The 25,251-nt window shown below is 55.5% G+C and carries 14 protein-coding genes; all 14 read left to right on the forward strand.

All coding sequences use genetic code 11. The annotated features are described in order from the left end of the window. Window positions 1-215 precede the first annotated feature (215 nt). The 14 genes from ndk to SD961_RS14550 all read left to right on the forward strand — a co-directional run bounded on the left by ndk (window position 216) and on the right by SD961_RS14550 (window position 25,240). Window positions 216-647, forward strand: a complete 432-nt coding sequence (gene ndk / locus SD961_RS14485) for a nucleoside-diphosphate kinase (RefSeq protein ID WP_013203396.1) — start codon at window positions 216-218, stop codon at window positions 645-647. Between the two features lie 181 nt (window positions 648-828). After that, window positions 829-1,998 (forward strand): bifunctional tRNA (adenosine(37)-C2)-methyltransferase TrmG/ribosomal RNA large subunit methyltransferase RlmN, encoded by a 1,170-nt coding sequence (locus SD961_RS14490; RefSeq protein ID WP_318791046.1) that lies wholly within the window; start codon window positions 829-831, stop codon window positions 1,996-1,998. 83 nt (window positions 1,999-2,081) lie between these two features. Further along, window positions 2,082-2,813 carry a type IV pilus biogenesis/stability protein PilW gene (gene pilW, locus SD961_RS14495; protein ID WP_318791047.1) on the forward strand — a complete coding sequence of 244 codons (732 nt, stop codon included), beginning with the start codon at window positions 2,082-2,084 and terminating at the stop codon, window positions 2,811-2,813. After that, complete coding sequence (gene rodZ, locus SD961_RS14500; RefSeq protein WP_318791048.1) at window positions 2,803-3,789, forward strand: cytoskeleton protein RodZ; 987 nt, start codon at window positions 2,803-2,805, stop codon at window positions 3,787-3,789. The genes pilW and rodZ overlap by 11 nt, the downstream gene beginning before the upstream one ends. A 38-nt stretch (window positions 3,790-3,827) precedes the next feature. Beyond that, window positions 3,828-4,949 (forward strand): flavodoxin-dependent (E)-4-hydroxy-3-methylbut-2-enyl-diphosphate synthase, encoded by a 1,122-nt coding sequence (gene ispG / locus SD961_RS14505; protein WP_318791049.1) that lies wholly within the window; start codon window positions 3,828-3,830, stop codon window positions 4,947-4,949. Window positions 4,950-5,043: 94 nt separating this feature from the next. Beyond that, a complete protein-coding gene (hisS, locus tag SD961_RS14510; protein ID WP_318791050.1) occupies window positions 5,044-6,318 on the forward strand; it encodes a histidine--tRNA ligase in 1,275 nt (424 codons plus the stop codon). A gap of 30 nt (window positions 6,319-6,348) precedes the next feature. Continuing rightward, the gene (locus SD961_RS14515; RefSeq protein WP_318791051.1) at window positions 6,349-6,969 is read left to right on the forward strand and encodes a YfgM family protein; all 621 of its coding nucleotides are present in this window, start codon (window positions 6,349-6,351) and stop codon (window positions 6,967-6,969) included. 46 nt (window positions 6,970-7,015) lie between these two features. Continuing rightward, the gene (gene bamB, locus SD961_RS14520) at window positions 7,016-8,197 is read left to right on the forward strand and encodes an outer membrane protein assembly factor BamB (RefSeq protein ID WP_318791052.1); all 1,182 of its coding nucleotides are present in this window, start codon (window positions 7,016-7,018) and stop codon (window positions 8,195-8,197) included. A 155-nt stretch (window positions 8,198-8,352) separates the two neighbouring features. Beyond that, window positions 8,353-9,846 (forward strand): ribosome biogenesis GTPase Der, encoded by a 1,494-nt coding sequence (gene der, locus SD961_RS14525; RefSeq protein ID WP_318791053.1) that lies wholly within the window; start codon window positions 8,353-8,355, stop codon window positions 9,844-9,846. 57 nt (window positions 9,847-9,903) lie between these two features. Continuing rightward, the gene (locus tag SD961_RS14530; RefSeq protein WP_318791054.1) at window positions 9,904-10,131 is read left to right on the forward strand and encodes a zinc ribbon domain-containing protein; all 228 of its coding nucleotides are present in this window, start codon (window positions 9,904-9,906) and stop codon (window positions 10,129-10,131) included. 523 nt (window positions 10,132-10,654) lie between these two features. Continuing rightward, the gene (locus SD961_RS14535) at window positions 10,655-13,087 is read left to right on the forward strand and encodes a glucose/quinate/shikimate family membrane-bound PQQ-dependent dehydrogenase (protein ID WP_318791055.1); all 2,433 of its coding nucleotides are present in this window, start codon (window positions 10,655-10,657) and stop codon (window positions 13,085-13,087) included. Window positions 13,088-13,683: 596 nt separating this feature from the next. Beyond that, window positions 13,684-15,384 (forward strand): ShlB/FhaC/HecB family hemolysin secretion/activation protein, encoded by a 1,701-nt coding sequence (locus SD961_RS14540; RefSeq protein WP_318791056.1) that lies wholly within the window; start codon window positions 13,684-13,686, stop codon window positions 15,382-15,384. 2 nt (window positions 15,385-15,386) lie between these two features. Further along, window positions 15,387-15,902, forward strand: coding sequence for a toxin-activating lysine-acyltransferase (locus SD961_RS14545; protein WP_318791057.1), 516 nt, complete (start codon window positions 15,387-15,389; stop codon window positions 15,900-15,902). Window positions 15,903-15,976: 74 nt separating this feature from the next. Beyond that, window positions 15,977-25,240, forward strand: a complete 9,264-nt coding sequence (locus tag SD961_RS14550; RefSeq protein ID WP_318791058.1) for a hemagglutinin repeat-containing protein — start codon at window positions 15,977-15,979, stop codon at window positions 25,238-25,240. The last annotated feature ends 11 nt before the right edge of the window (window positions 25,241-25,251 follow it).

Consider the following 25,251-nt stretch of genomic DNA (forward strand, 5'->3'; position numbering starts at 1 on the left):
GCCAGGTAATCTTTCGGCTTGAATCCAATGGTGGGTTGCAGTAACAGGTAAGAATTTAATAAGCCACTGCAATATTGTGGATTTTAAGATCGCGTTTTTTACTAAATTGTTGAATATCCGGTAGGCAAGGGCGGCGATGCCCCCTATAATCGGCGCCATTTTCCAGGCCGGAGAGCCTTTTCACCGGTCAAACTCGACATCAAACAGGGGTCCATATGACTATCGAACGTACTTTTTCTATCGTAAAACCGAACGCGGTGGCAAAAAACGTTATTGGTGCCATCTTCAACCGTTTTGAAAGCGCTGGCTTCAAAATCGTCGGCAGCAAAATGCTGCACCTGAGCAAAGAACAGGCTGAAGGTTTCTACGCTGAACACCAGGGCAAACCGTTCTTCGACGGTCTGGTAGAGTTCATGACTTCTGGCCCGGTTGTGGTCTCTGTGCTGGAAGGCGAAAACGCCGTTCAGCGTCACCGTGACCTGATGGGTGCAACTAACCCAGCTAACGCTCTGGCAGGCACTCTGCGTGCAGATTACGCAGACAGCTTCACTGAAAACGCAACCCACGGTTCTGACTCTGCTGAGTCCGCTGCGCGCGAAATCGCCTATTTCTTCGGCGAAGGCGAAGTGTGCCCACGCACTCGCTAAGAGAATAATTGCCTGACGTGAAGCGCAGGGCGTTTACAATTTATTTCCGTGACGCACTTTAACCTGTAGCCACACGCTTGTATGATAATGCGCCCCTGACCTGAGCTTGCTCAGCAGGGGCGTTTTATCTACTTCCCATTCCCCAGAGCCATAACGTGTAATAACGAGGCCAGAGAAAATTATGTCTGAATCTATTGTGAGTCCGTCGTCCGCATCCGTTGTTGTTGCCACGCCAAAAAAAGAAAAAATCAACCTGCTTGATCTGAACCGCCAGCAAATGCGCGAATTTTTCGCCAGCCTGGGCGAGAAGCCGTTCCGTGCCGATCAGGTGATGAAGTGGATCTATCATTACTGCTGTGATGATTTTGATGAAATGACGGACATCAACAAAGTTTTCCGTGGCAAGCTGAAAGAGCTGGCCGAAATCCGTGCTCCCGAAGTTGCAGAAGAGCAGCGTTCTGCCGATGGCACCATCAAATGGGCGATCACCGTAGGCGGGCAGCAGGTTGAAACGGTCTACATTCCCGAAAAAGATCGTGCCACCCTGTGCGTTTCCTCCCAGGTGGGCTGCGCACTGGAGTGCAAATTCTGCTCCACCGCACAGCAGGGCTTTAACCGTAACCTACGTGTTTCCGAAATTATCGGGCAGGTCTGGCGTGCGGCTAAAATCATTGGCGCCTCTAAAATCACCGGCCAGCGTCCCATTACCAATGTGGTAATGATGGGTATGGGTGAACCTCTGCTCAACCTGAATAACGTGGTGCCAGCGATGGAAATCATGCTGGATGATTTCGGCTTTGGTTTATCAAAACGACGCGTGACGCTTTCCACTTCAGGCGTGGTGCCTGCGCTGGATAAACTCGGTGATATGATTGATGTCGCGCTGGCCATCTCTCTGCATGCGCCCAATGACGCCATTCGTGACGAAATCGTGCCGATCAATAAGAAATACAATATTGAGACCTTTTTAGCGGCAGTGAGCCGTTATATTGCCAAATCTAACGCTAATCAGGGCCGTGTAACTATTGAGTATGTCATGCTCGATCACGTTAACGACAGCACGGATAATGCCCATGAGTTAGCTGCGCTGCTTAAAAACACGCCATGTAAAATCAACCTGATCCCCTGGAACCCCTTCCCGGGCGCACCTTATGGCCGCAGTTCCAACAGCCGCATCGATCGTTTTTCTAAAGTGTTGATGGATTACGGTTTTACCACTATTGTGCGTAAGACGCGTGGTGATGACATCGATGCCGCCTGCGGACAGCTTGCCGGTGAGGTTATTGACCGTACCAAGCGTACGCTGCGCAAAAAGATGGCGGGTGAAGCCATTTCTGTGAAAGCGCTCTGAAACCTGAGCTTCTGCTATCACTGGCGCTGTCAGCCCTGATGTGAAAGGCGTACCATAACGCTGAGTACTTATCAGGAGGTAATATGGGTAAAGGATTCCCATGCTGGCTGGCCGTTGTTGTGCTGGCAGGCTGCGTGACAGTGCCGCAACGTAATGAACGGGTTCAGACCCGGCTTCAGCTGGGGCTTGATTATCTGTTACTTGATAACCTACCCGCCGCCCAGCGTAATTTGCAGCAGGCGGAGGAGCTGGCACCAAAAGATTATCGGGTACAGCTGGCGATGGCACGTTATTACCAGCGTTCGGGAGACTGGACTGAAGCAGGCGGACGTTATCAAAAAGCACTGCGGCTGGCGGGACAAAACCGTGATGTATTCAATAATTACGGTGCGTTTCTCTGTCGTTTAGGGCAGTATGATGCGGCTCAGCAGCAGTTCAGCAAAGCGGCTGAATTGCCTGAAATCGGCGCTCGCGCTGACGCAAGGGAAAATGCCGGATACTGTTATCTGCTGGCCGGAGAACAGGATAAGGCACGGGCCGCGCTGGTCGAAGCGACACAACACGCTGAGGCCAGGGGCAGAGCACTGCTGGCAGAAGCCGAAAGGCGATTTGGAAAGCATGAGCAGGAGATAGCGCGTCTTCTGCTAGATACTTATCAACACAACTTTGCTGCTTCGGCAGAAAGTTTGTGGTTAGAGATTCGCTTCGCCGCGCTGGCGCAGCATCCCGAAGGCGTAAAGCTTGCGGGAGAGCAACTGGCGCGAAATTTTCCACAATCGATACAGCACCTGCACTATTTAGCTAATGAATACTGAAGCCACTCAAGATAAATCAGCAATAAATTCAACAGGCGAGCGCCTGCGCGGTGCCCGTGAGCAAATGGGACTGACACAGCAGAACGTTGCTGAACGCCTCTGCCTGAAACTTTCCACCGTCCGCGATATTGAAGAGGACAAGTCACCAGCCGATCTGGCATCGACTTTCCTGCGGGGTTATATCCGTTCTTATGCCCGTCTGGTTCATGTTCCTGAAGAGGAACTGCTGCCGATGATGGAGAAGCAGGCCCCTGTTCGTGCCGCGAAAGTGGCACCGATGCAGAGCTTTTCACTGGGCAAACGCCGTAAAAAGCGCGATGGCTGGCTAATGATTTTCACCTGGCTGGTCCTGTTTGTGGTGGTTGGGTTGACTGGCGCCTGGTGGTGGCAGAATCATAAGGCCGCGCAGGACGATCTGGTATCAATGGCCGATCAAAATTCGGCAAGCAGCGGCGATAACAGCCAGTCGATCCCGCTGGGGGATAACAGCAGCAATGATGCTATGTCGGCCGATAACACGGCCGCACAAAGCGCGCCTGCTGATACCTCAGCCCAGACGCCTGTTGAAACTGCGGCTCCATCCGCATCCGCTGCGCCGCAGGCTCCAGCCAGTAACGCTGCAACCAACGCTCAGCCCGTTGCCGTTTCGCCTTCTCAGGCACCGGTAGACAATATGGCTAACAGTCAGATGCCAACCGGGTCAGCAGGCGTGAGTGCGCCTGCGGCCGATGCTAACGCGCTGGTGATGAACTTTGATAAAGATTGCTGGCTGGAAGTCAGCGATGCCACCGGCAAAAAACTGTTCAGCGGAATGCAGCGTAGTGGTGGTAAACTCAGCCTGGCTGGTACCGCCCCTTATCGCCTGAAAATTGGTGCTCCGGGTGCCGTCCATATCCAGTATCAGGGACAGCCGGTTGATCTGAGTCGTTTCATCCGGACTAATCAGGTAGCTCGCCTGTCAGTCGGTGCGCAATAACGCCTCTTTCTGGTCGCGAAGAATTGTGGAGAGAGAATATGCATAACCAGGCCCCCATTACCCGTCGCAAATCTACCCGTATTTACGTCGGCAAGGTGCCGGTAGGCGACGGAGCCCCGATCGCCGTTCAGTCAATGACCAACACGCGCACTACTGATGTTGCGGCGACGGTCAATCAAATCAAAGCGCTTGAGCGTGTCGGTGTCGATATCGTTCGCGTGTCCGTTCCTACTATGGACGCCGCAGAGGCTTTTCGTCTCATTAAACAGCAGGTTAACGTCCCGCTGGTGGCCGATATCCATTTTGACTACCGCATTGCCCTGAAAGTGGCCGAATATGGCGTTGACTGCCTGCGCATCAACCCCGGTAACATCGGCAATGAAGAGCGTATTCGCCAGGTGGTGGATTGCGCAAGGCATTACAACATTCCTATCCGTATCGGCGTGAATGCCGGATCGCTGGAAAAAGATCTGCAGGAGAAATTTGGCGAACCTACGCCGCAGGCTCTGCTTGAATCCGCGATGCGTCATGTCGATCATCTCGATCGTCTTAACTTCGATCAGTTTAAGGTCAGCGTTAAAGCCTCCGACGTTTTCCTTGCCGTAGAGTCTTATCGTCTGCTGGCTAAAGAGATCGATCAACCTCTGCACCTGGGTATCACCGAAGCCGGCGGCGCACGTGCGGGATCGGTAAAATCCGCGATCGGCCTGGGGCTGCTGCTTTCTGAAGGGATCGGCGATACGCTGCGCATCTCGCTGGCGGCAGATCCGGTAGAAGAGGTTAAGGTTGGTTTCGATATTCTTAAATCGCTGCGTATCCGTTCACGCGGTATCAACTTTATTGCCTGCCCAACCTGTTCGCGCCAGGAGTTTGACGTCATCGGTACGGTGAATGCGCTTGAGCAGCGGCTCGAAGACATTGTTACGCCAATGGATATCTCCATCATTGGCTGCGTGGTGAATGGGCCGGGCGAAGCGCTGGTTTCCACACTGGGTGTTACCGGCAGCAACAAGAAAAGTGGATTCTATGAAGATGGTGTCCGTCTGCGTGAACGTCTGGATAACGACGACATGATCGACCAGCTGGAAGCCCGAATCCGTGCGAAAGCCGCGATGATGGACGAAAGCCGCCGCATTGCTATCCAGCATTTAGAAAAATAAATCGCTATTTTGGGCGGATGTAGCAAGCAGGGTGACGGAATTTATGTTGCCCGTTTCCTCACTTATCCCGCCCCTGAGTTAAGAAGAGAATAAAGTGGCTAAAAATATCCAGGCTATCCGCGGCATGAATGATTACCTTCCTGCGGAAACCGTTGTGTGGCAACGCATTGAGCAGATCCTCAAGCAGGTGCTGGCCGGCTACGGTTACAGCGAAATCCGCCTGCCGATTGTAGAGCAGACCCCGTTATTCAAACGCGCTATCGGTGAAGTCACTGACGTGGTTGAGAAAGAGATGTATACCTTTGAGGACCGCAACGGCGAAAGCCTGACGCTGCGTCCGGAAGGCACCGCTGGCTGCGTGCGTGCGGGTATCGAACACGGTCTGCTGTACAATCAGGAACAGCGTCTCTGGTATGTTGGCCCCATGTTCCGCTATGAGCGTCCACAAAAAGGGCGCTATCGCCAGTTTCACCAGATGGGCGTGGAGGTCTTTGGCTTGCAGGGGCCGGACGTTGATGCAGAGCTGATCATGATGACGGCTCGCTGGTGGAAAGCGTTGGGCATTGCAGAGCACGTTAATCTGGAACTGAACTCTATTGGATCGCTGGAAGCACGTGCAGCGTACCGTGAGGCGCTGATCGCTTTCCTGGAGCAGCATCAGGATGTGCTGGATGAGGACTGCAAACGGCGCATGTACACCAACCCACTGCGGGTACTTGACAGTAAAAACCCCGATATTCAGACGCTGCTTAACTCAGCGCCTGAATTAAGCGATTACCTTGATGAGGAATCGCGTGAACACTTTGCTGGCCTTTGCCAGCTGCTGGATGCGGCAGGAATTGCCTACACCGTAAATCAGCGTCTGGTGCGCGGCCTGGATTACTACAACCGCACTGTCTTTGAATGGGTCACCTCCAGTCTGGGTTCCCAGGGAACCGTGTGTGGCGGTGGTCGTTATGACGGTCTGGTAGAACAGCTTGGCGGGCGTGCCACGCCAGCGGTTGGTTTTGCGATGGGGCTTGAACGCCTGGTGCTGCTGGTTCAGGCCGTTAATCCGGAATTTGAACCGACGCGCATTGTCGATGTCTATGTTATCGCTTCAGGGCAGGGCGTGCAGTCTGCCGCCATGCTGCTGGCTGAGCAAATTCGTGATGCGGATCCGTCACTGAAGCTGATGAGCAACTTTGGCGGCGGCAACTTCAAGAAGCAGTTTGCCCGTGCAGATAAATGGGGCGCCCGTGTGGCCCTGATGCTGGGTGAAGATGAAGTGGCTAAAGGCGAAGTGACGATTAAAGATTTACGTAATGGCGAGCAACAAACGCTGGCACAGCGTGATGCTGCCGCAACGCTTGCAGCAATGCTGAAGTAGGCCAGTCGCGTTTTAAAGGAGAAGGTTTGCGTGGAAGTTTATAGCAATGAAAACGAACAGGTAGATGCGTTACGCGGCTTTTTTGCCCAAAACGGTAAGGCATTAGTTATAGGCGTGATTATCGGCATTGGTGCTCTGGCTGGCTGGCGCTACTGGAGCAGCCATGAAGATGGCAGCAGCCGTCAGGCCTCTGCGACCTATCAGCAGATCTCCAGCGCACTTGATACCAGCAAGCCTGAAACGCTGGATGCCGCCGCCAAATTTGCCAGCGAAAACAGCAATACTTACGGTGCGCTTGCCTCTCTGGATCTGGCTAAACGCTATGTTGATGGCAACCAGTTGGATAAAGCCGCCAGCCAGCTGCAAAGCGGTCTGAAAGCTACTCAGGACGCGAATCTGCAGGCGGTATTAAATTTGCGTCTGGCGCGTATTCAGCTTGAGCAGAAGAAACCGGATGACGCGGTAAAAACGCTCGACCAGATCAAAGGTGACGGCTGGACGGCGATCGTTGCCGACGTACGCGGTGAAGCCCTGCTCAGCAAGGGTGATGCGAAAGGCGCGCGTGATGCCTGGAGTAAAGGCATTGCCTCTGACGCGTCTCCGGCGCTGAAAGAGATGCTGCAGATGAAAATGAATAATTTACCCGGTTAAGCACCCCGCGGTATAAATTTGCCTCAACAGGCTCAAGAGGGATTTCATGGAATTGCGTAAGATACTTCTGCCGGGACTGATTTCAGTCACACTACTCAGCGGATGTTCATGGTTCAGCGGTGAAGAAGACGTGGTCAAAATGTCGCCGTTACCAAAAGTTGAAAATCAGTTTACCCCGGAAAAAGTCTGGAGCACTTCAGTAGGGGATGGCGTAGGTGATTACTACTCCAACCTGCATCCGGCCTGGGCAGAGAATACCGTCTATGCGGCCGATCGCCATGGTATCGTGAAAGCGCTGAATGCGGGCGACGGTAAAGAGCAGTGGAAAGTCGACCTTTCGGAAAAAACCGGCTTCTTCTCCAGCAACCGTCCGGCGCTGATTTCTGGCGGCGTAACCGTTGATGGTGGGCATGTTTACCTGGGCAGCGAACGTGCGCAGGTTTATGCGCTGAATAGCAGCGACGGTTCCATTGCCTGGCAGACCAAAGCGGCCGGAGAAGTGCTTTCCCGTCCGGTAGTCAGCGACGGCCTGGTGCTGGTTCATACCAGCAACGGCATGCTGCAGGGTCTGGATCAAACCAGCGGTGCAGTGAAGTGGTCCGTTAACCTGGACGTGCCGGCGCTCTCTCTGCGTGGTGAATCTGCCCCTACCGCTGCTTTCGGCGCGGCTATTGTGGGTGGTGACAACGGACGCGTAAGCGCGGTAATGATGAATCAGGGTCAGATTATCTGGCAGCAGCGTATTTCTCAGCCGAGCGGCGCAACAGAAATCGATCGTCTGTCCGATGTGGATACCACGCCAGTTGTGGTCAACGGAGTGGTCTACGCTCTGGCCTATAACGGCAACCTGACGGCGATGGATCTGCGTTCAGGCCAGATTATGTGGAAGCGTGAAATCGGCTCCGTCCATGACATGATTGTTGACGGTGGTCGCATCTACCTGATTGATCAGGATGACCGTGTGATAGCGCTGAGCACCGAGGGCGGCGTAACAGTGTGGCGTCAGAGCGATCTGCTGCACCGCAATCTGACTTCGCCAGTGCTCTATAATGGCTACCTGGTCGTGGGTGATGGCGAAGGTTATCTGCACTGGCTCAACACAGACGACGGACGCTTTGTTGCCCAGCAGGAAGTGGACAGTTCCGGCTTCCAGACTGAGCCTGTTGTGGCCAGTGATAAGTTGTTAATTCAGGCTAAAGGCGGCGAAGTTTACGCGTTCACACGCTAACTTTTTCCAGTCTGAACTTATCTGCAACGGCTCCTGATTCGTCAGGGGCCGTTTCGTTTTTCTCCGGGCGTGGTATTCTTACGCCTTCAGCCAGTGTGTGCATCGCGTTTTTGCCTGTGCACATCAGGCGCTTAATTTTGTAATGAGGCTTCAATATGGTACCTGTGGTCGCGCTGGTCGGGCGTCCCAATGTGGGAAAATCCACCCTGTTTAACCGTTTAACGCACACGCGAGATGCGCTGGTGGCGGATTTTCCCGGACTAACGCGCGACCGTAAGTATGGTCGTGCTGAAGTGGAAGGGCAGGAGTTTATCTGCATCGATACCGGCGGTATCGATGGTAACGAAGAGGGCGTGGAAACGCGCATGGCCGAGCAGTCTCTGTTGGCGATTGAAGAAGCTGACGTGGTGCTGTTTATGGTTGATGCCCGTGCAGGTCTGATGCCAGCCGATAAAGCAATTGCACAGCACCTGCGTTCGCGTCAGAAACCCACCTTCCTTGTCGCCAATAAAACCGATGGCATGGATCCTGACTCTGCCGTTGCCGATTTCTATTCATTAGGGTTAGGCGATATCCATGCCATCGCGGCCTCTCACGGCCGTGGCGTAACCAGCCTGCTGGAAACGGTGCTGCTCCCCTATATGGATAAGGTTGTTGAAGCCGCGCCGCTGACGGAAGAAGAAGAGAACGCCGCTTACTGGGCCGATCTGGAAGCCGCAGAGAAGGGCGAGCAGGAAGCCGCCGAAGCGGAAGATGATTTTAACCCGCTGGATCTGCCGATCAAGCTGGCAATAGTAGGCCGGCCAAACGTCGGTAAATCAACGCTGACCAACCGAATCCTTGGTGAAGAGCGGGTGGTGGTGTATGACATGCCCGGCACCACGCGTGACAGTATCTATATCCCGATGGAGCGCGATGGTCGCGAATATATCCTTATCGATACTGCTGGCGTGCGTAAGCGCGGAAAAATCACGGAAACGGTAGAAAAATTCTCGGTTATCAAGACGCTACAGGCGATAGAAGACGCTAATGTGGTGATGTTGGTTATCGATGCCCATGAAGGGATTTCCGATCAGGATCTCTCCCTGCTTGGTTTTATCCTTAACAGCGGACGTTCGCTGGTGATCGTGGTCAACAAATGGGATGGCCTGTCACAGGAAGTGCGTGACGAAGTGAAAGAGACGCTGGACTTCCGTCTGGGCTTTATCGACTTTGCCCGTATTCACTTTATCTCTGCCCTGCATGGCAGCGGCGTGGGCAACCTGTTTGAGTCAGTCACGGAAGCCTATGACTGTTCCACGCGCCGCGTCAGCACCTCTCTGCTGACCCGTATCATGAACATGGCAGCCGATGATCACCAGCCACCGCTGGTGCGTGGCCGCCGCGTGAAGCTGAAATATGCTCACGCGGGTGGCTATAACCCACCGATAGTGGTTATTCACGGTAACCAGGTGAAAGATCTGGCGGATTCCTACAAGCGCTACCTGATGAACTACTTCCGCCGCTCGCTGGAAGTAATGGGAACGCCAATTCGCATTCAGTTCAAAGAAGGGGATAACCCTTATGAAGGCAAGCGTAACCTGCTGACACCAAACCAGCAGCGCAAACGTAAGCGTTTGATGAGTCATTTAAAGAAAAACAAACGTTAATCCGTAAGGGGGCCTTCAGGCCCCCTTTGTTTCAGGATTTCAACCCTGGAGAATAAAATGAGCCAACCCTGTCCCTTGTGCCACCAGCCCCTGACGTCGATGGCTACGCATTTCCATTGTGCAGAGTGCAATCACGATTTTGCGAAGCAGGCCATATGTCCCGACTGCAGGCAGCCGGTTCAGATCCTCAAAGCCTGCGGAGCCGTGGACTATTTTTGTCCTGCGGGTCATGGCCTGATTTCAAAAAAACGAATAGAATTTGTGCCGTTATCTGAAACGTTATGAGTGCTGATATTTCCTCGCCAGCAATTAATCTTCCATCGTCTCTTTCTTTTTAGCTGCCCGGCACTATTCTTATTAAGTTACCTCCTGTTTAATTGTCTTATTTCTACTGGAAAGTCCGCTTTTTCACTATAAATAAAACCCTGCACTCTTTGCCGTTATTGGCTTCTCTCTATTAATAAAAATAAATAATTTTCTTAAGTAATGATTTCTTATCGTTTTTATAGCGCTGAACGGTTTTGGCAAAACATGGCGAAAGAATAAGAGTTGTTAACTTTCTGTTTATTTATTTATGAACCACGTGGTACAATTTTTTGGTTAACCAGAGCTATTAAACCGCCGCATGGCGCGGCAACCGTGGCTTTGGTTGACAATGGACGGGGTGAGCCCGTAGCGAATTGTTAATGAATTTAGCGTCTAAAGATAATTTTCCTCTCCCTCCGTTTCCGGTCAACCCTGGCAAAATTGGTAGAGATCCAGAGCGAAGATTGTGCTGAAGCCCTATTCAGTCAGGAGTATTTTTACCATGTCTCAAATGAATGCCCGACCCTCGAAAGGGTTGAGCCTCTGGTGCGTCGTGCTGGGGTTAGTCTTACTGGCAACCGGCCTTTTCTTTGTGATTGCTGGTGGAAAACTGGTTTCACTGGGCGGCAGCTGGTATTTCGTTATTGCCGGTCTCTTCACCGTGCTTTCCGCTATTCAGTTCTTCCGCCGTAAATCCTCAGCCGTACTGATTTTTGCCTTGGTGTTTATTGGCTCGGCGATCTGGGCGGTGCAGGAGGTCGGAATGGATTTCTGGCCGCTGGTATCGCGTCTGATGACGCTTGCCGGCCTGCTGCTGCTGGCGCTGATCACGCTGCCTGCGCTGCGTAAGCGCGAAGGCAAGCCCTCTGCGGCTAAACCAGCCTGGGCAATTTCTGCCGCATTAGCTGTGGGCATGGTCGCCACCCTGGTGGGCATGTTCCAGCCGCATCCTGTGGTGGCTAACGGCGAGGAGCTGCCGCTGAAGCCGGTTGATAAAGCCTCTGAGCAGAAAAACTGGGACAACTACGGTAATACTCCTGGCGGCAGCCGTTTTGTCGCCCTGGATCAAATTACCCGCGACAACGTAAAAGATCTGAAAGTAGCCTGGACTTTCCATACTGGCGATATCCCGGAAAGCCCTACCGGCAATGGTGCTGAAGATCAGCAGACGCCGTTGCAAATCGGAGATGTGCTTTACCTTTGTACACCGCATAACAATGTCATAGCGGTCAATGCCGATACCGGTAAAGAGATCTGGAAACGTGAAATAAATGCCCAGGCAGAAGTGTGGAACCGCTGCCGGGGACTGGCTTATTTCGACGCAACGAAACCGCTGACGCAGCCTACCGCGCCTGATTCAACGCCAGTGACCGCAGTGTCACTGCCTGCAGGTGAAACCTGTCAGCGTCGCCTGTTGATGAATACCATTGATGCGCGTCTGATCGCCGTTAACGCAGATAATGGCGAACTGTGTCAGAGCTTTGGCAACAAAGGCGTGGTCGATCTGAAAGCGGGTCTGGGTGATGCTCAGGATCCTAAATATCAGCTGACCTCTGCCCCAACCTTAGCGGGAACTACCGTTGTGGTAGGAGGCCGTGTTGCAGATAACGTTCAGACTGATATGCCGGGCGGGGTGCTGCGTGGTTTCGATGTCATCACCGGAGAGGTGCGCTGGGCATTCGATGCCGGTAATGAAGATCCCAACTACAAGTTGAAAGCAGGTGAGCATTACGTCCGCAGTACGCCAAACTCCTGGGCTCCAATGTCCTATGACGCGGCAATGAATACGGTATTCATGCCAATGGGTAGCTCATCAGTAGACCTGTGGGGAGCTAACCGGACACCGTTAGATCACAAATATGGTGCTTCTATCCTTGCTCTTGATGCCACAACAGGTAAAGAGAAATGGGTTTATCAGACCGTTCATAACGATCTGTGGGATTTTGATATCCCGATGCAGCCAAGCCTGATCGATTTCCCACAAAAAGATGGCAGCACTAAACCTGCCGTGGTCTTTGGCACCAAAGCGGGTCAGATCTATGTACTGGATCGTATGACCGGCAAGCCGCTGACGGAAGTCAAAGAAGTTCCTGTTAAAAAAGGGACTATCCCGGGCGAAGAGTATCCTGCCACTCAGCCTAAATCCGTGGGCATGCCGCAGATTGGCGCGGAAACGCTGAAAGAGTCTGATATGTGGGGCGCAACGCCATTTGATCAGCTGGTGTGTCGCATCGCGTTCAAATCAATGCGTTATGACGGGCTGTACACCGTGCCGGGCACAGATAAATCGCTGAGCTTCCCGGGTTCACTGGGTGGGATGAACTGGGGCAGCCTCTCTACTGACCCTAACAACAATCTGATCTTTGTGAACGATATGCGTCTGGGCCTCTGGGTACAGATGATCCCGGCGAACACGGGTGCTATCGCTCGTGGCAGCAACGGCGGTGAAGCAATCAATACCGGTATGGGCGCTGTGCCGTTGAAAGGGACGCCTTATGCCGTGAACAAAAACCGCTTTATGTCCCCGCTGGGCATTCCCTGCCAGAAACCGCCATTTGGAACGCTTTCAGCAATTAACCTGAAAACGCAGAAGCTGGTGTGGCAGGTTCCGCTGGGCACCGTGCAGGATACCGGTCCGTTTGGTATTAAGATGCACGCGCAAATGCCAGTTGGTATGCCATCACTGGGTGGTTCACTGGCAACGCAGGGTGGGCTGGTGTTTATCGCGGGTACGCAGGACTACTATCTGCGTGCATTCGATACCGCAACCGGTAAAGAGGTATGGAAAGCCCGTCTGCCAGTCGGTAGCCAGGGCGGACCAGTCAGCTATAAGTCGCCGAAAACAGGTAAGCAGTACATCCTGATCTCTGCTGGCGGTGCGCGTCAGTCGCCAGATCGCGGTGATTATGTGATCGCCTACGCACTGGATAAGTAAGCGCGTAAAAGCACTTTATTGAAACACAAAATGCTTTCATGAGTTGAACTGCACCCCAAAAGTTGGGTTCCCAACTGAATAAGGTGCAGTTTTTTATAGTGAAGCGATAGTAGTCGCTACACTATTGACGTAGTAACCTTTAGACAGAAAAATTCTCCTCAAAATTACTGCGTAAAGGATTAATATAAAAGGAATCTCTGCGCGTATGCCGCGCAAAGACTGTCAGTCTGTTTGCCTTAGGAAAGCTTTAGCAATTTCGATAAGATAAATTTATATTATTTATTTTTTCCATACCCGCATTATCCTTTAATACCCTGAATTTATAATAAGTTATTGATTTTTTTGAGCTGCGCTCGAATCTCCATGTATTTTATACGGCCAGGTGATTTATTATGAAAATAAGGTCAATATTGATTTTTATTTTTTTTAAATTATTGGGGCGGCAGCGGAATAGTTATTACCTAATGCTGCTTTCTAAGACAATTTAGGTTTTTTCTACTTGTTTTTACAGGGCTATATATTAATAATTCCCTGGTATATACAGGATTTGTTGGTTTTTTTAGAACTATTATTGTCTGTCACGGATGACGTCAAGAATGAAATTCAACTTAGTATCCCGCAGTAATAACTATTTTCTGCTGTTTTTATTTTCGGTTTTGGGTTTTTTTGCCGCTTTGCCGCCTGTCTGTGCCGCCCCCGGCGATGAGCAATTCCTTCTGCAGCAGCAGCGCCAGCAGGCGCTGGAAGAGCAACTGACTCCGCCCGTGCCCGATGTACGCTTATCTGTGCCCATGACGGCTTACGGTAAGATTACCTTTCCCGCCGAAACGCCCTGTTTCAGGATTAATAATGTGACGCTGAAAGGCCAGGATGCGCTGCCGTACTGGTTGCCGTTGCAAAAACTGGCTGATCAGGCGGTTGGAAAATGCCTCGGCAGTCGGGGGATTAACTTGCTGATGAGCTCGCTGCAGAACCGGATTATTTATCATGGCTGGACCACAACTCGTGTACTCGCTCCCGCGCAGGATTTGAAAAGCGGTTATCTGCAATTGGCCATACTACCCGGCAAAATTCGCTATGTGGTCATGACGCCGGATAGCAGCCGATGGTTCTGGCCCTACAGCGCTTTTCCCCCTCATGACGGCAATTTGCTTGATTTGCGTGATATTGAACAGGGGCTGGAAAACCTGCAGCGCCTGCCAACCGTTCAGGCGCAGATGGAAATTGTTCCGGCTGAGCAGCCGGGCGAGAGCGATATTATTATTTCCCGCCAGCAGAGTAAGTTCTGGCGGCTTGGTTTGTCGCTGGATGATTCCGGCACCGTCGCTACCGGACGCTATCAGGGCGGGCTGACGCTCTCTCTTGATAATCCACTGGCGCTCAGCGATCTGTTCTGGTTTTCACTCACCCACGATTTACAGCCCGGAGGGGAGAAAAGCAACCAGAACCTCAGCGCCTGGTGGTCTGTCCCGGTGGGCTGGTGGTCGCTCTCTTTAACCGGCAGCGACTATCACTATCATCAGACGGTCGCTGGCCTGACGGAAGATTACCGCTATGCGGGCAAAAGCCAGAATCTGGGCGCCCAGTTCAGTCGTGTGCTGCACCGTAGCAGCGCGCAAAAAACTACCCTGAACTATGACGTGCAGACCCGCACCACCCGCAACTATATCAACGACACTGAAGTGGAAGTGCAGCGTCGTCACGTCTCCTCATGGAAGGCGAGGCTTCAGCACCGGCACTATATCGGCCCGGCGACGCTGGATGCGGGGATCAGCTATCAGCGCGGTACCCGATGGTTTGGCGCGCAACCTGCGCCGGAAGAGCTGTTTGATGAAGGCACGGCGCTCAGCCGTATTCTGCGTACCGACGCCCGCCTGAGCCTATCGTTTGCGCTGGCCGGAGAAAATTTTCGCTATGACGTGGCCTGGCAGCGTCAGACCAGTACTACGCCGTTAACCACCCAGGATCAGTTTTCAATTGGTGGCCGCTGGACGGTACGAGGCTTTGATGGTGAGCGAACCCTCAACGCCGATCGCGGCTGGACGGTGCGCAACGATTTATCCTGGCAGTTACCGCTGCCGGTAAGCGAGTTTTACCTGGCCGCGGATTACGGCGAAGTGGCCGGTAAAGGCACGGAAATGCTGGTGGGTAATCATCTGGCCGGCGGTGCGGCAGGGCTGCGCGGCAAAATCTGGAAAGTCAGCTATGACCTGTTTGCTGGCGTTCCCTTCTCCCGTCCGGAAGGATTCAAAACCAGTCCGGCCACCTTTGGTTTCAGCCTGAATATGGATATCTGACCATGCGTTATAAGGGATTTACGGTACATGCACCGCTGCTGCTGGGCGGAGAGGATGGCGAGGCCGAAATACTGGGTGCCGCCGTCTGGCTCTGGATGCATTCGGCTATGCATCAGGATGCACCGCTGCATGTGCTGCCGGTAGTATTGCTGCCGGTCATCAAGCGTCGTCAGTATGTACTGGTTCAGGAAGGCGACCGCCCGGTGTTTTTTCTGAGCTGGGCGTGGATGGATGAAAGTGCAGAGCAGCGTTACCTGAACGGGCAAGTGATCACTCTGCCGGAAGAGGACTGGTGCTGTGGCGAACGGATGTGGTTTCGGGACTTTATTGCCCCGTTTGGTCACGCACCGCAGATGTTCCGCCTGCTGCGTGAAGAGATATTTCCCCACCCTATTGCCCGATCGCTCTGGCATCGGGGCGGGGACAAAGGCAGGCGTATTCAAACGTTTTATGGCAGCCGTGTTACCGGAGATGAGCTGCTGCAATGGAAACATGCACATCCGCTGACCGTTGCATGAATGCAAAATTGACTATCCGTACCTGACGGATACCGGGCTGATTTAATGGATTGAGAGAGAAAAGGAATTCACCGATGAACAGGCTTTTGTACCGCGTTGTGTTCAACAAAGTCCGTGGCATGCTGATGGTCGTGGCAGATATCGCGCGCGCCTGTTCGGGAGGATCCCCAGCTTCGGGCATCGGCCATAACCACCTCCGGCTTATCTGCCGTCTCACCGTCGTAAGCTTCAGCCTGTGGCTGTCGACCGGGGCCGTGCAGATGGCGCAGGCCACTATTGTGGCCGATAAATCCGCGCCGGGTAAACAGCAACCGACGATCGTCGCCAGCGCCAACGGGACGCCGCAAGTCAATATTCAGTCTCCTTCCGCCAGCGGCGTCTCACGCAACATCTATAGCCGTTTCGATGTTGATAAGAACGGCGCGATCCTGAATAACGCCCGTAAGAATGCCTCTACCCAACTGGGGGGGATGGTCAGCGCTAACCCATGGCTGGCGAAAGGCGAGGCCAAAATTATTCTCAACGAGGTGAACGCCCGCGATCCGAGCCGCCTGAATGGTTACATCGAAGTTGCAGGCCAGAAGGCGCAGGTGATCATCGCCAGCCCGTCCGGTATTACCTGCAACGGCTGCGGCTTTATTAATGCCGGACGTGCGATGCTGACCACTGGTACAGCGCAGATGCAGAACGGCAATCTGACCGGTTATCTGGTAGATCGCGGTGAGGTGGTGGTCGAGGGGAAAGGACTGGACGCCTCGCGCCAGGATTACACTGACATCATCGCCCGGGCGGTAAAGGTAAACGCCGCGATTTATGCTAAGGATTTGAGAGTGACCGCCGGGCGCAACCGGGTAGATGCGGCGCATGAGACGACGACGGCGCAAGTGGATGACGGTTCGGCCAGACCGCAGCTGGCGCTGGATGTCTCTCAGGTTGGCGGCATGTATGCCGGGAAAATTCGCCTGCGCGCAACGGAGAAGGGCGTTGGGGTGCGCAATGCGGGCACTATCGGCAGTGAGGCGGGGCTGGTGACGGTCACTGCCGACGGGCGTATAGAGAACAGTGGCGAACTCAGCAGCCAGGATGCCCTGCAACTAAGTTCCGCCTCCGGGATCACCAACAGCGGTAAACTGCTCAGCCAGCAGGGACTGGGAGTGAATACTTCAGGGAATATCAGCAACAGTGGAATTGTCTGGTCATCGACTGATGCCACGCTGGCGGCTTCGGGAGCATTGCAGAACAGCGGCTTGATTACCGCCAGCAACAACGTGACACTGTCCGGTTCAACCCTGACCAGCAGTAGTACAGGCACCCTGGCGGCGGGCAAACAGCCTGATGGGCGCATCGGCAGCAGCGGCGATCTGACGCTGAGCGCTTCAGGTCAGCTTAAGATCAACGGCATAAACCTGGCTGGCGGCACCCTTCGCGTTGCCGGTCAGGGAGTGGATGCCTCGGGAAGCCAGACACAGGCGAAAAATATCACCCTGGACGCCAGGCAGGGGAATCTCACTACCGCCTCTGCGCAGGTGATTGTCGACGGTACGCTGACTGCTACCGCCGCCGGGACGCTGGACAACGCGGCCGGGAAGATAGCTGCCGATAAACTTTCTCTTACCGCCAGTAGCCTGAATAACCAGCAGGGTCAACTCATCCAGAGCGGCACGCAGTCACTCACGCTGAACCATCAGGATGGCATTAATAACCGGGGCGGGAAGATAGCCACCAACGCCGCCGATATCACCCTTAAAACCGCTTCGCTGGATAACCGCAATGGGGAAATCATCCACGCCGGTAGCGGTACCCTGAAGGTCGACGCCGTCACCTTCCAGGGAGATAACGGCAGCATGGACTCCTCAGGTACGCTGGCCCTGAGCAGTGAAAACCTGGTGCTGGATGGCACCACCACCTCGGCAAACCGTATCCACATTGATGCCGGAAATCTGTCGAACCGCGACGGAAAGCTGGTGCAGAGCGGGCTGGACACAATGACGCTGAACGTCCGGAAAAATACCGATAACCAGGGCGGGCTGATCGCGGCCAACGGCGCGGTAACGCTGACTACCACTAACCTTGCAAACAGCGGCGGCCAGGTTCTGGCTGCGGAAAACGGTAGCCTGACGGTAGCAGCTTCCGGACAGACAGATAATCATAATGGCATGCTGACGGCGAATGACGGGCTGACCCTTACCACGGGGCAGCTTAACAATGACAAGGGGCAGATTAGCGTGCAGCAGGGCGCGGCACGAGTAATCAGCACCCGCCAGTTGTCGAACGTGGCCGGACAGATTACTGCCGCAAAAGACGTGCAGATCACGGCAACTGGCCTGGACTCCAGCCAGGGACAGATCGCGGGAGATAACCTTTTCCTGGCGCTGGGCGAAATGGTCCTGAATAACCAGAATGGCGTGCTTGCGGCGCAGAATGTGCTCACCGTCAGCAGTGGCGAGCTGAACAACAGTTCGGGCCTTATGCAGTCCGGGGCGGGGATGCAGATTGACACTCATGGCTACGCGTTCAGCAACCACAATACCCAAGACAGCGGCGGCATTATCAGCTTCGGCGATCTGAACGTGACCGCCGGTGCTGTCAGCAACCAGAACGGGATGCTGGCCGGGGCCGGGGCAACGCGTGTTCAGGCGACGGACGTAGATAACAGCCGGGGCATGTTGGCCTCTGAATCGGGCCTGCAACTGAACGCGCAGTCGCTGAATAATCAGAGGGGAGCGCTTAGTTCCGGGCTAGAGATGGCGCTGACGCTTGCCGGGATGCTGGATAACAGCGCGGGTAAGATCAGTTCCAGGGGTAACCTGAATGCTGATGTCGGGCAGCTTGAAAATGCTCAGGGTGTGGTGGTGGCCGGAGGCGATGCATTGCTGAACGTCATGCAGACCATCAATAACCGCCAGGGACAGCTGGCCGCGCAGGGCAATTTCACCCTGCATACTGAAACGCTGAATAACGACGGCGGTCTGGTACAGAGCGGTAAGGCGATGACTCTGACCGCCGGACAAATCAGCAACCAGAACAGCGGTGACACCGGCGGTATCATCAGCCAGGGCGATATGCAGATCGATGCCTCTGCGCTGAATAACGACAACGGCGTGCTGATCGCCGGGAAACAAACGGTACTTGATGCCTCCACGTTCAGCAATATTGCCGGTACCCTGGTGGCGCTGAATACCCTGAGGCTGAGCGTGCAGAGCGACACGGATAACCGCCAGGGGCTGATCCAGGGCAAGGGTATTGTACTGGATACCCGTGGTCATCTGCTGGATAACCGGGAAGGCACGGTCAGCAGTCTGGCTGCCATGCAGCTGGCGAGCGGCGGGGTGAACAACCAGAGCGGTACGCTGGGCGCGAAGGGTGACTTCAGTTTACAGGCAGACCGGCTGGATAACGGCGAGGGTGGACGCGTAGTAGGCGAGAGCAGCGCCGTTCTCACCCTGGCGCAGTTGCTTAACAACGGCGGGCAGATACAGATTGTCGGCAGCCTGCTGGTCAGTGCCGCACAGGGCGTGATTGATAATACGCTGGGGTTGATACGAAGCGGAGCCACCACGACGCTTGCCGCCGCGTCGCTGATTAACCGCGATACCTTGAGCGCCGAAAAGGGCATTGAAGGCCGGGATATCATTATCAACAGCGCTGAGCTGGATAACAGCACTGGCAGCGTGCTGGCCGGGCAGGATCTCTCCGTTATCAATTATGGAACGCTTGATAACACGGGCGGCGAACTGGCGGCGGGTAATATGTTGTCGCTTAGCGGTACGGTTCTGGAGCTGATGAACCGAGCCGGGGTAGTCAAAGCTGGCCAGCAGATGACCGTGCAGGCAGACCGTCTGGGCGGCGACGGCCAGCTGCTTTCGCTTGGTGATATGACACTGAGCAGCCACAGCGACATCAGTAACAGCGGTGAAATGATTGCCAATGGCAGTTTCAGCCTGACCACACCGGGGGCGGTCACCAACGGCGGTAAGCTGCTGGCGGGTGCAAAACTCGATCTGACCTCGGGCAACCTGCTTAACGCTACAACGGGCGAAATCGCCGCCGGATCCACCTGGCTGACGATGGCCGACACGCTGACTAATCAGGGCCTGATTGACGGCAGCGAAACGCGGCTGGTGGCTGGCATACTAACCAACAGCGGCACTGGCCGGATTTACGGCGACTATTTGGGAATCCAGGCCGGCACGCTGAATAACCTCGCGGAGGACGGCGTGGCGGCGACGATTGCCGGACGCGAGCGCGTGGATATCGGCGCGGGAACGGTTAATAACCTCGACCATGCGCTTATCTACAGCGGCGGTGAGCTGGCACTGGGCGGTGCTCTTAATGAGAACGGCATAGCAACAGGGCAGGCTGGGGTACTGAACAATCACAGTTCGACGATAGAATCCGCTGCAGATATGGCGCTCTCGGTGGGGCAGCTTAACAATATCAACGATCATTTTACCACCGAAGTGGTGCAGGTTTCCAGCGAACAGATAACCGAATATCAGCACAGCGGCTCGTCAACCCGCTGGTCGGCGGACGAGGAAGGCGTGTTTATCGACCGCAACTCGGCGGATAACCTGCTGAACCTGAATACGCCGGAAGATACCGGCAGTAACAACGACAACTTCTATCAATACGACTACACCCGTACCACGGAAGAAGAGGTGATCAAGAAGAGCGATCCGGGGAAAATCCTCTCGGGTGGTAACCTCTCAATTCTCGCAGATCGGGTGCTGAACGATAAAAGTCAGATTGTGGCGGGCGGCACGCTGGGGATAGTGGCACAGAGCGTGGATAACGTGATGCCGGAAGGCAGCCGCCGGATAACAGATGAAGGCTCGGTCACCCACTACTCACGCAAAACGCACAAGGGGGGAGACGACCAGGGGGAAAGCACTTCGGAGTATGTGCCGCCGGTGGTGATCCAGTCCATTACCCTGAAACCGGGCAGATTGGAGAGTAACAGCCAGCCGCAGGGCAGCGGTCTGAAGATTGCGGCAGCAGAGCCGCAGGGAACGGACGCCACTACAGGCGTCATCGGCAGCGTGTCGGCGGCGGTGACGGGGAGCGATATCCTTCCCGGATTGCAGAACATTGACGGGGCGGAGGTTCCTGCGACCGGAGACCTGACGGCGGGTAGCGTGCTGAGACCGGGGCAGCAGTATGAGGTGCCGGTCAGCAATGGGGCGATGGTGGTACGCGTCAGCGGGCCGGATACCCGTCTGCCGGATGCCAGCCTGTTTAGCACACACCCGGAACCGGAGGCGGGATATCTGGTGGAAACCGACCCGCGCTTCACCAACAACAAACAGTGGCTGGGTAGTGATTATATGCAGGACGCCTTCTCGCTGAGCGGGGACAACCTGCATAAACGTCTCGGTGACGGCTATTACGAGCAGCGTCTGGTGCGCGAGCAGGTTATCACCCTGACCGGAGGGCGCTATCTGACAGATTACCGCGACGACGAGGCACAGTTTAAAGGGCTGATGGACGCGGGTATTGCCTTCGGTAAGGAATATAACCTGATACCGGGCGTGGCGCTGAGTGCGGAGCAGATGAGCCTGCTGACGGAAGATATGGTGTGGCTGGTGAACAGCGACGTGACGCTGGCTGACGGTACGCGGCAGACGGTGATGGTGCCGCAGGTCTATGCGCGGGTGAAGGCGGGGGATATCGACGGCTCGGGCGCGCTGCTGGGCGGGCAGAGCGTGGTGATGAACCTGAACAGCGACCTGCTCAACAGCGGCACGATAAGCGGGCGGGAGGCGGTGCAGCTCACCGCAGAGAATATCACCAACCGGGCGGGCACGATCCAGGGGACAGACGTGAGCATGCTGGCGCGCACGGATATCAATAATATTGCGGGCGTGATAGCGGGGAATAACTCGGTGCTGGCGGCAGCTGGTCGCGATATCAATATTATGTCTACGATCCGCAGCGCGCAGAGCAGCGCCGGAGAGAACCATTTTGCGCGCACCACGCTTGACCGGGTGGGCGGGATTTACGTGCAGGACGAAGAAGGCAGGCTGTCCCTCAGCGCCGGACGGGATATCACCCTGAGCGGGGGACAGGTGGTCAACAGCGGCAGCCAGAGCCAGACTATGCTCAATACCGGGCGTGACCTCAGCCTTAACGCAGTGATGACCTCTGCCAGCGACAGCCTGACGTGGGACAAAGATAACTGGCTGAAGCAATCGGTCACACAGTATATGGGCAGCGAAGTTACCGGAGCGGGCTCGGTGCTGCTGGCCGCCGGGCGGGATGTGAAGGCCCAGGCCGCCACGGTCAGCGCAGGCGACGGCTTGGGCGTGAAGGCGGGGCGCGATATCGGCCTCACCACCGCGACGGCGGACAGTGACTTTGAATCGCATCACAAATCCACCGGCGGCAACGGAACGTTCTCAAAAACCACTGCCATTACCCACGATATGGTGAACAGGGAAACAGCGCAGGGCTCGGCGCTCAGCGGTGATTCGGTGACGATGCAGGCCGGTAATAATCTGCTGATTCAGGGCAGCAGCGTGGCGGGCGATAACGACGTGCGGCTGGCGGCGGGGAACAACCTGACCATCACCACTGCGGACGAGCACAACGAAGAAAGTCATCAGCGTCAGGAGAAAAAATCGGGCCTGTCGGGAACCGGCGGTATCGGGGTGACGTACGGCACGCAGCAGTTGAAAGTGACGGATACCGCGCAGGATGTGACACAGCAGGGCAGCACCGTCGGTTCGGTGGACGGCAGTGTGTCGCTGAGTGCGGGTAATACGCTGACGGTGAAGGGTTCAGACCTGGTAGCAGGGCAGGATATGGCGCTCAGCGGGAAGGAGGTGAATATTCTTGCGGCGGAGAACCAGAGCACGCAGACGCATAAAGTGGAGCAGAAGCAGAGCGGTCTGACGCTGGCGCTGTCGGGTGCTGCGGGCAGCGCGCTGAATACGGCGGTGACACAGGCGAAATCAGCAGGGGATGAGAGTGACGGGCGGCTGGCCGCACTGAAGGGCATACAGGCAGCGCTGAACGGCGTGAGCGCCACTCAGGCGGCGCGGCTGGACGGGGCTAAGGGTAACGATGCGGCAAACAATAACACTGTCGGGGTGAGTCTCTCTTACGGCAGCCAGTCGTCGAAATCTCAGAGCACGCTGACAGAGAAAACGCAGCAGGGCAGCACGCTGACCGCAGGGAACAACCTCAGCATCCGCGCGACTGGCAGCGGCGTGAAGGGAGAAAGCGGCGACATCACCGTTCAGGGCAGCCAGCTACAGGCGGGCAGGGATATGCAGCTGTCGGCGAACCGCGACGTGAACTTGGTTTCAGCAGAGGAGAGCAGCAGCACGCGGAGCAGCAACAGCAGCCGGGGCGGCAGCGTGGGCGTGGGCCTCACCGCCGGTTCGGGCGGTGCGGGACTGAATGTCTCGGCCAGCGTGAACAAAGGCAAAGGCCATGAGAACGCCGACAGCGTGAGTCATGCAGAGACGCAGGTGAAGGCGGGTAATCAGGTGACCATTACGTCCGGTCGCGACACGCTGCTGGCGGGGGCGCAGGTGAGCGGAGAGAAAGTTATAGCGGACGTGGGCCGCAACCTGACGCTCGCCAGCGAGCAGGACCGCGAGACCTACGATTCGAAGCAGCAGAGCACCAGCGCGGGGGCGGGCTACACCTTCGGTGCGGGAACGGCATCGGCAAGCATCAGCGCTTCACGCGATAAAATGCACAGCGACTGGAAGTCGGTGACTGAGCAGACGGGTATTTTTGCGGGCGCGGGCGGTTTTGATGTCACGGTGGGCGGACACACGCAGCTTGACGGTGCGGTTATCGGTTCAACCGCCAGCGCAGATAAAAACACACTCGACACCGGAACGCTGGGTTTCAGCGATATTCATAACCACGCGGCATATGACGTTGAGCACGCTGGTGCAGGTATCAGCACCGGCGGCAGCATCGGCGACCAGTTTGCGGGCAATATGGCGAACGGCGTGCTGTCGGGGCTGAACGGTTCGGACAACGCGGACTCGGTGACCAGAGCGGCGGTGAGCGCAGGAACGATAGTTATCCGTGACCCGGCAAAGCAGACGCAGGATGTTGCAGGGCTGAGCCGCGACGTGGAAAATGCCAATCCGGGTCTGGATGAGATCTTTGATAAAGAGAAGGAGCAGAACCGGCTGAAGGCGGCGCAGCTGATAGCGGAGATAGGTTCTCAGGTTGGCGATATCGCCAGAGCCGAGGGACAGATAGCCGGAGAAAAAGCGAAGCGTGACCCGGCAGCGCTTCAGGCCGCCAGAGAACAACTCGCCGCTTCCGGCAAGCCGTTCACGGACGCGGACGTGGCGAAGCAGGCGTACAACAACGCAATGGCCTCGTTCGGCACGGGAAGTGCACTGCAACAGGGAATCAGCGCGGCGACGGCGGCGATACAGGGCCTGGCGGGCGGAAACATCGGCCAGGCCATCAGCGGTGCGGCAAGCCCCTACCTGGCGGAGCAGATACACGTCCTGACGGAAGGCAACCCGGAAGCAAAAGCGATGGCCCATGCGGTTGTCGGGGCGGTAGCGTCTTACGCGTCCGGCAACTCAGCGCTGGCGGGCGCAGCGGGCGCGGTCAGCGGGGAGCTGATGGCCGGGCTGGTGATGAAGCAGCTGTATCCGGGCAAGGAAGTCAGCGACCTGACGGAAACGGAGAAGCAGACCATCAGCGCGCTGGGCACGCTGGCGGCGGGTCTGGCGGGCGGCGTGACCGGTGACAGCACGTCGGATGCGGTGGCGGGTGCGCAGGCGGGCCAGAACGCGGTTGAGAATAATTTACTCGGCGGTAGTGAAGATGCTCAGGCTGCATGGATACGCCAGCATGGAATAGACATGGCAAGTTGTGCCGATGCGCCGGGTTCTGCAAGCTGCCAGAAAGCGATGAATGAACGAGATGCTGTTGGGCTGGCACTGGCAACGGGAAGTGTAGCGTTGCTACCAGGTGGTGCTCAGGCAATGTGGGGACTGGGTGCAGGCGCGAATGCAGGTATCGGTTATTTGGCGGATGGCACGATAGATCCGGCAAACGCAGCGATAGCGGGTTGGGTGAATGTTATCAGCATGGGTAATGGCCTGGCGGGTACCGTGGGCTGGAACGCCGCAGGTGGTGCGCTGGGTAACTGGATTGATGACAAAGATCCACTGTCTGGTGCGCTCATCAATGGTGCTGGATCTGGTATCGGCTATGGCATTGGTAAAGGGCTCTCATGGGGAGTTAATGCCGGGGCAAACTGGTGGAAAGGTGGCTGGGATCCGAAATTTAATGCCGACCTGAGACAGTTCAAAAGAAATGAAACCAAGCAATGTCCCAAGTTCAATTGGTGACATTGGTGGTA

The sequence above is a fragment of the Erwinia sp. MMLR14_017 genome (genome assembly GCF_033657285.1).
Taxonomy (GTDB): Bacteria; Pseudomonadota; Gammaproteobacteria; order Enterobacterales; family Enterobacteriaceae; genus Erwinia.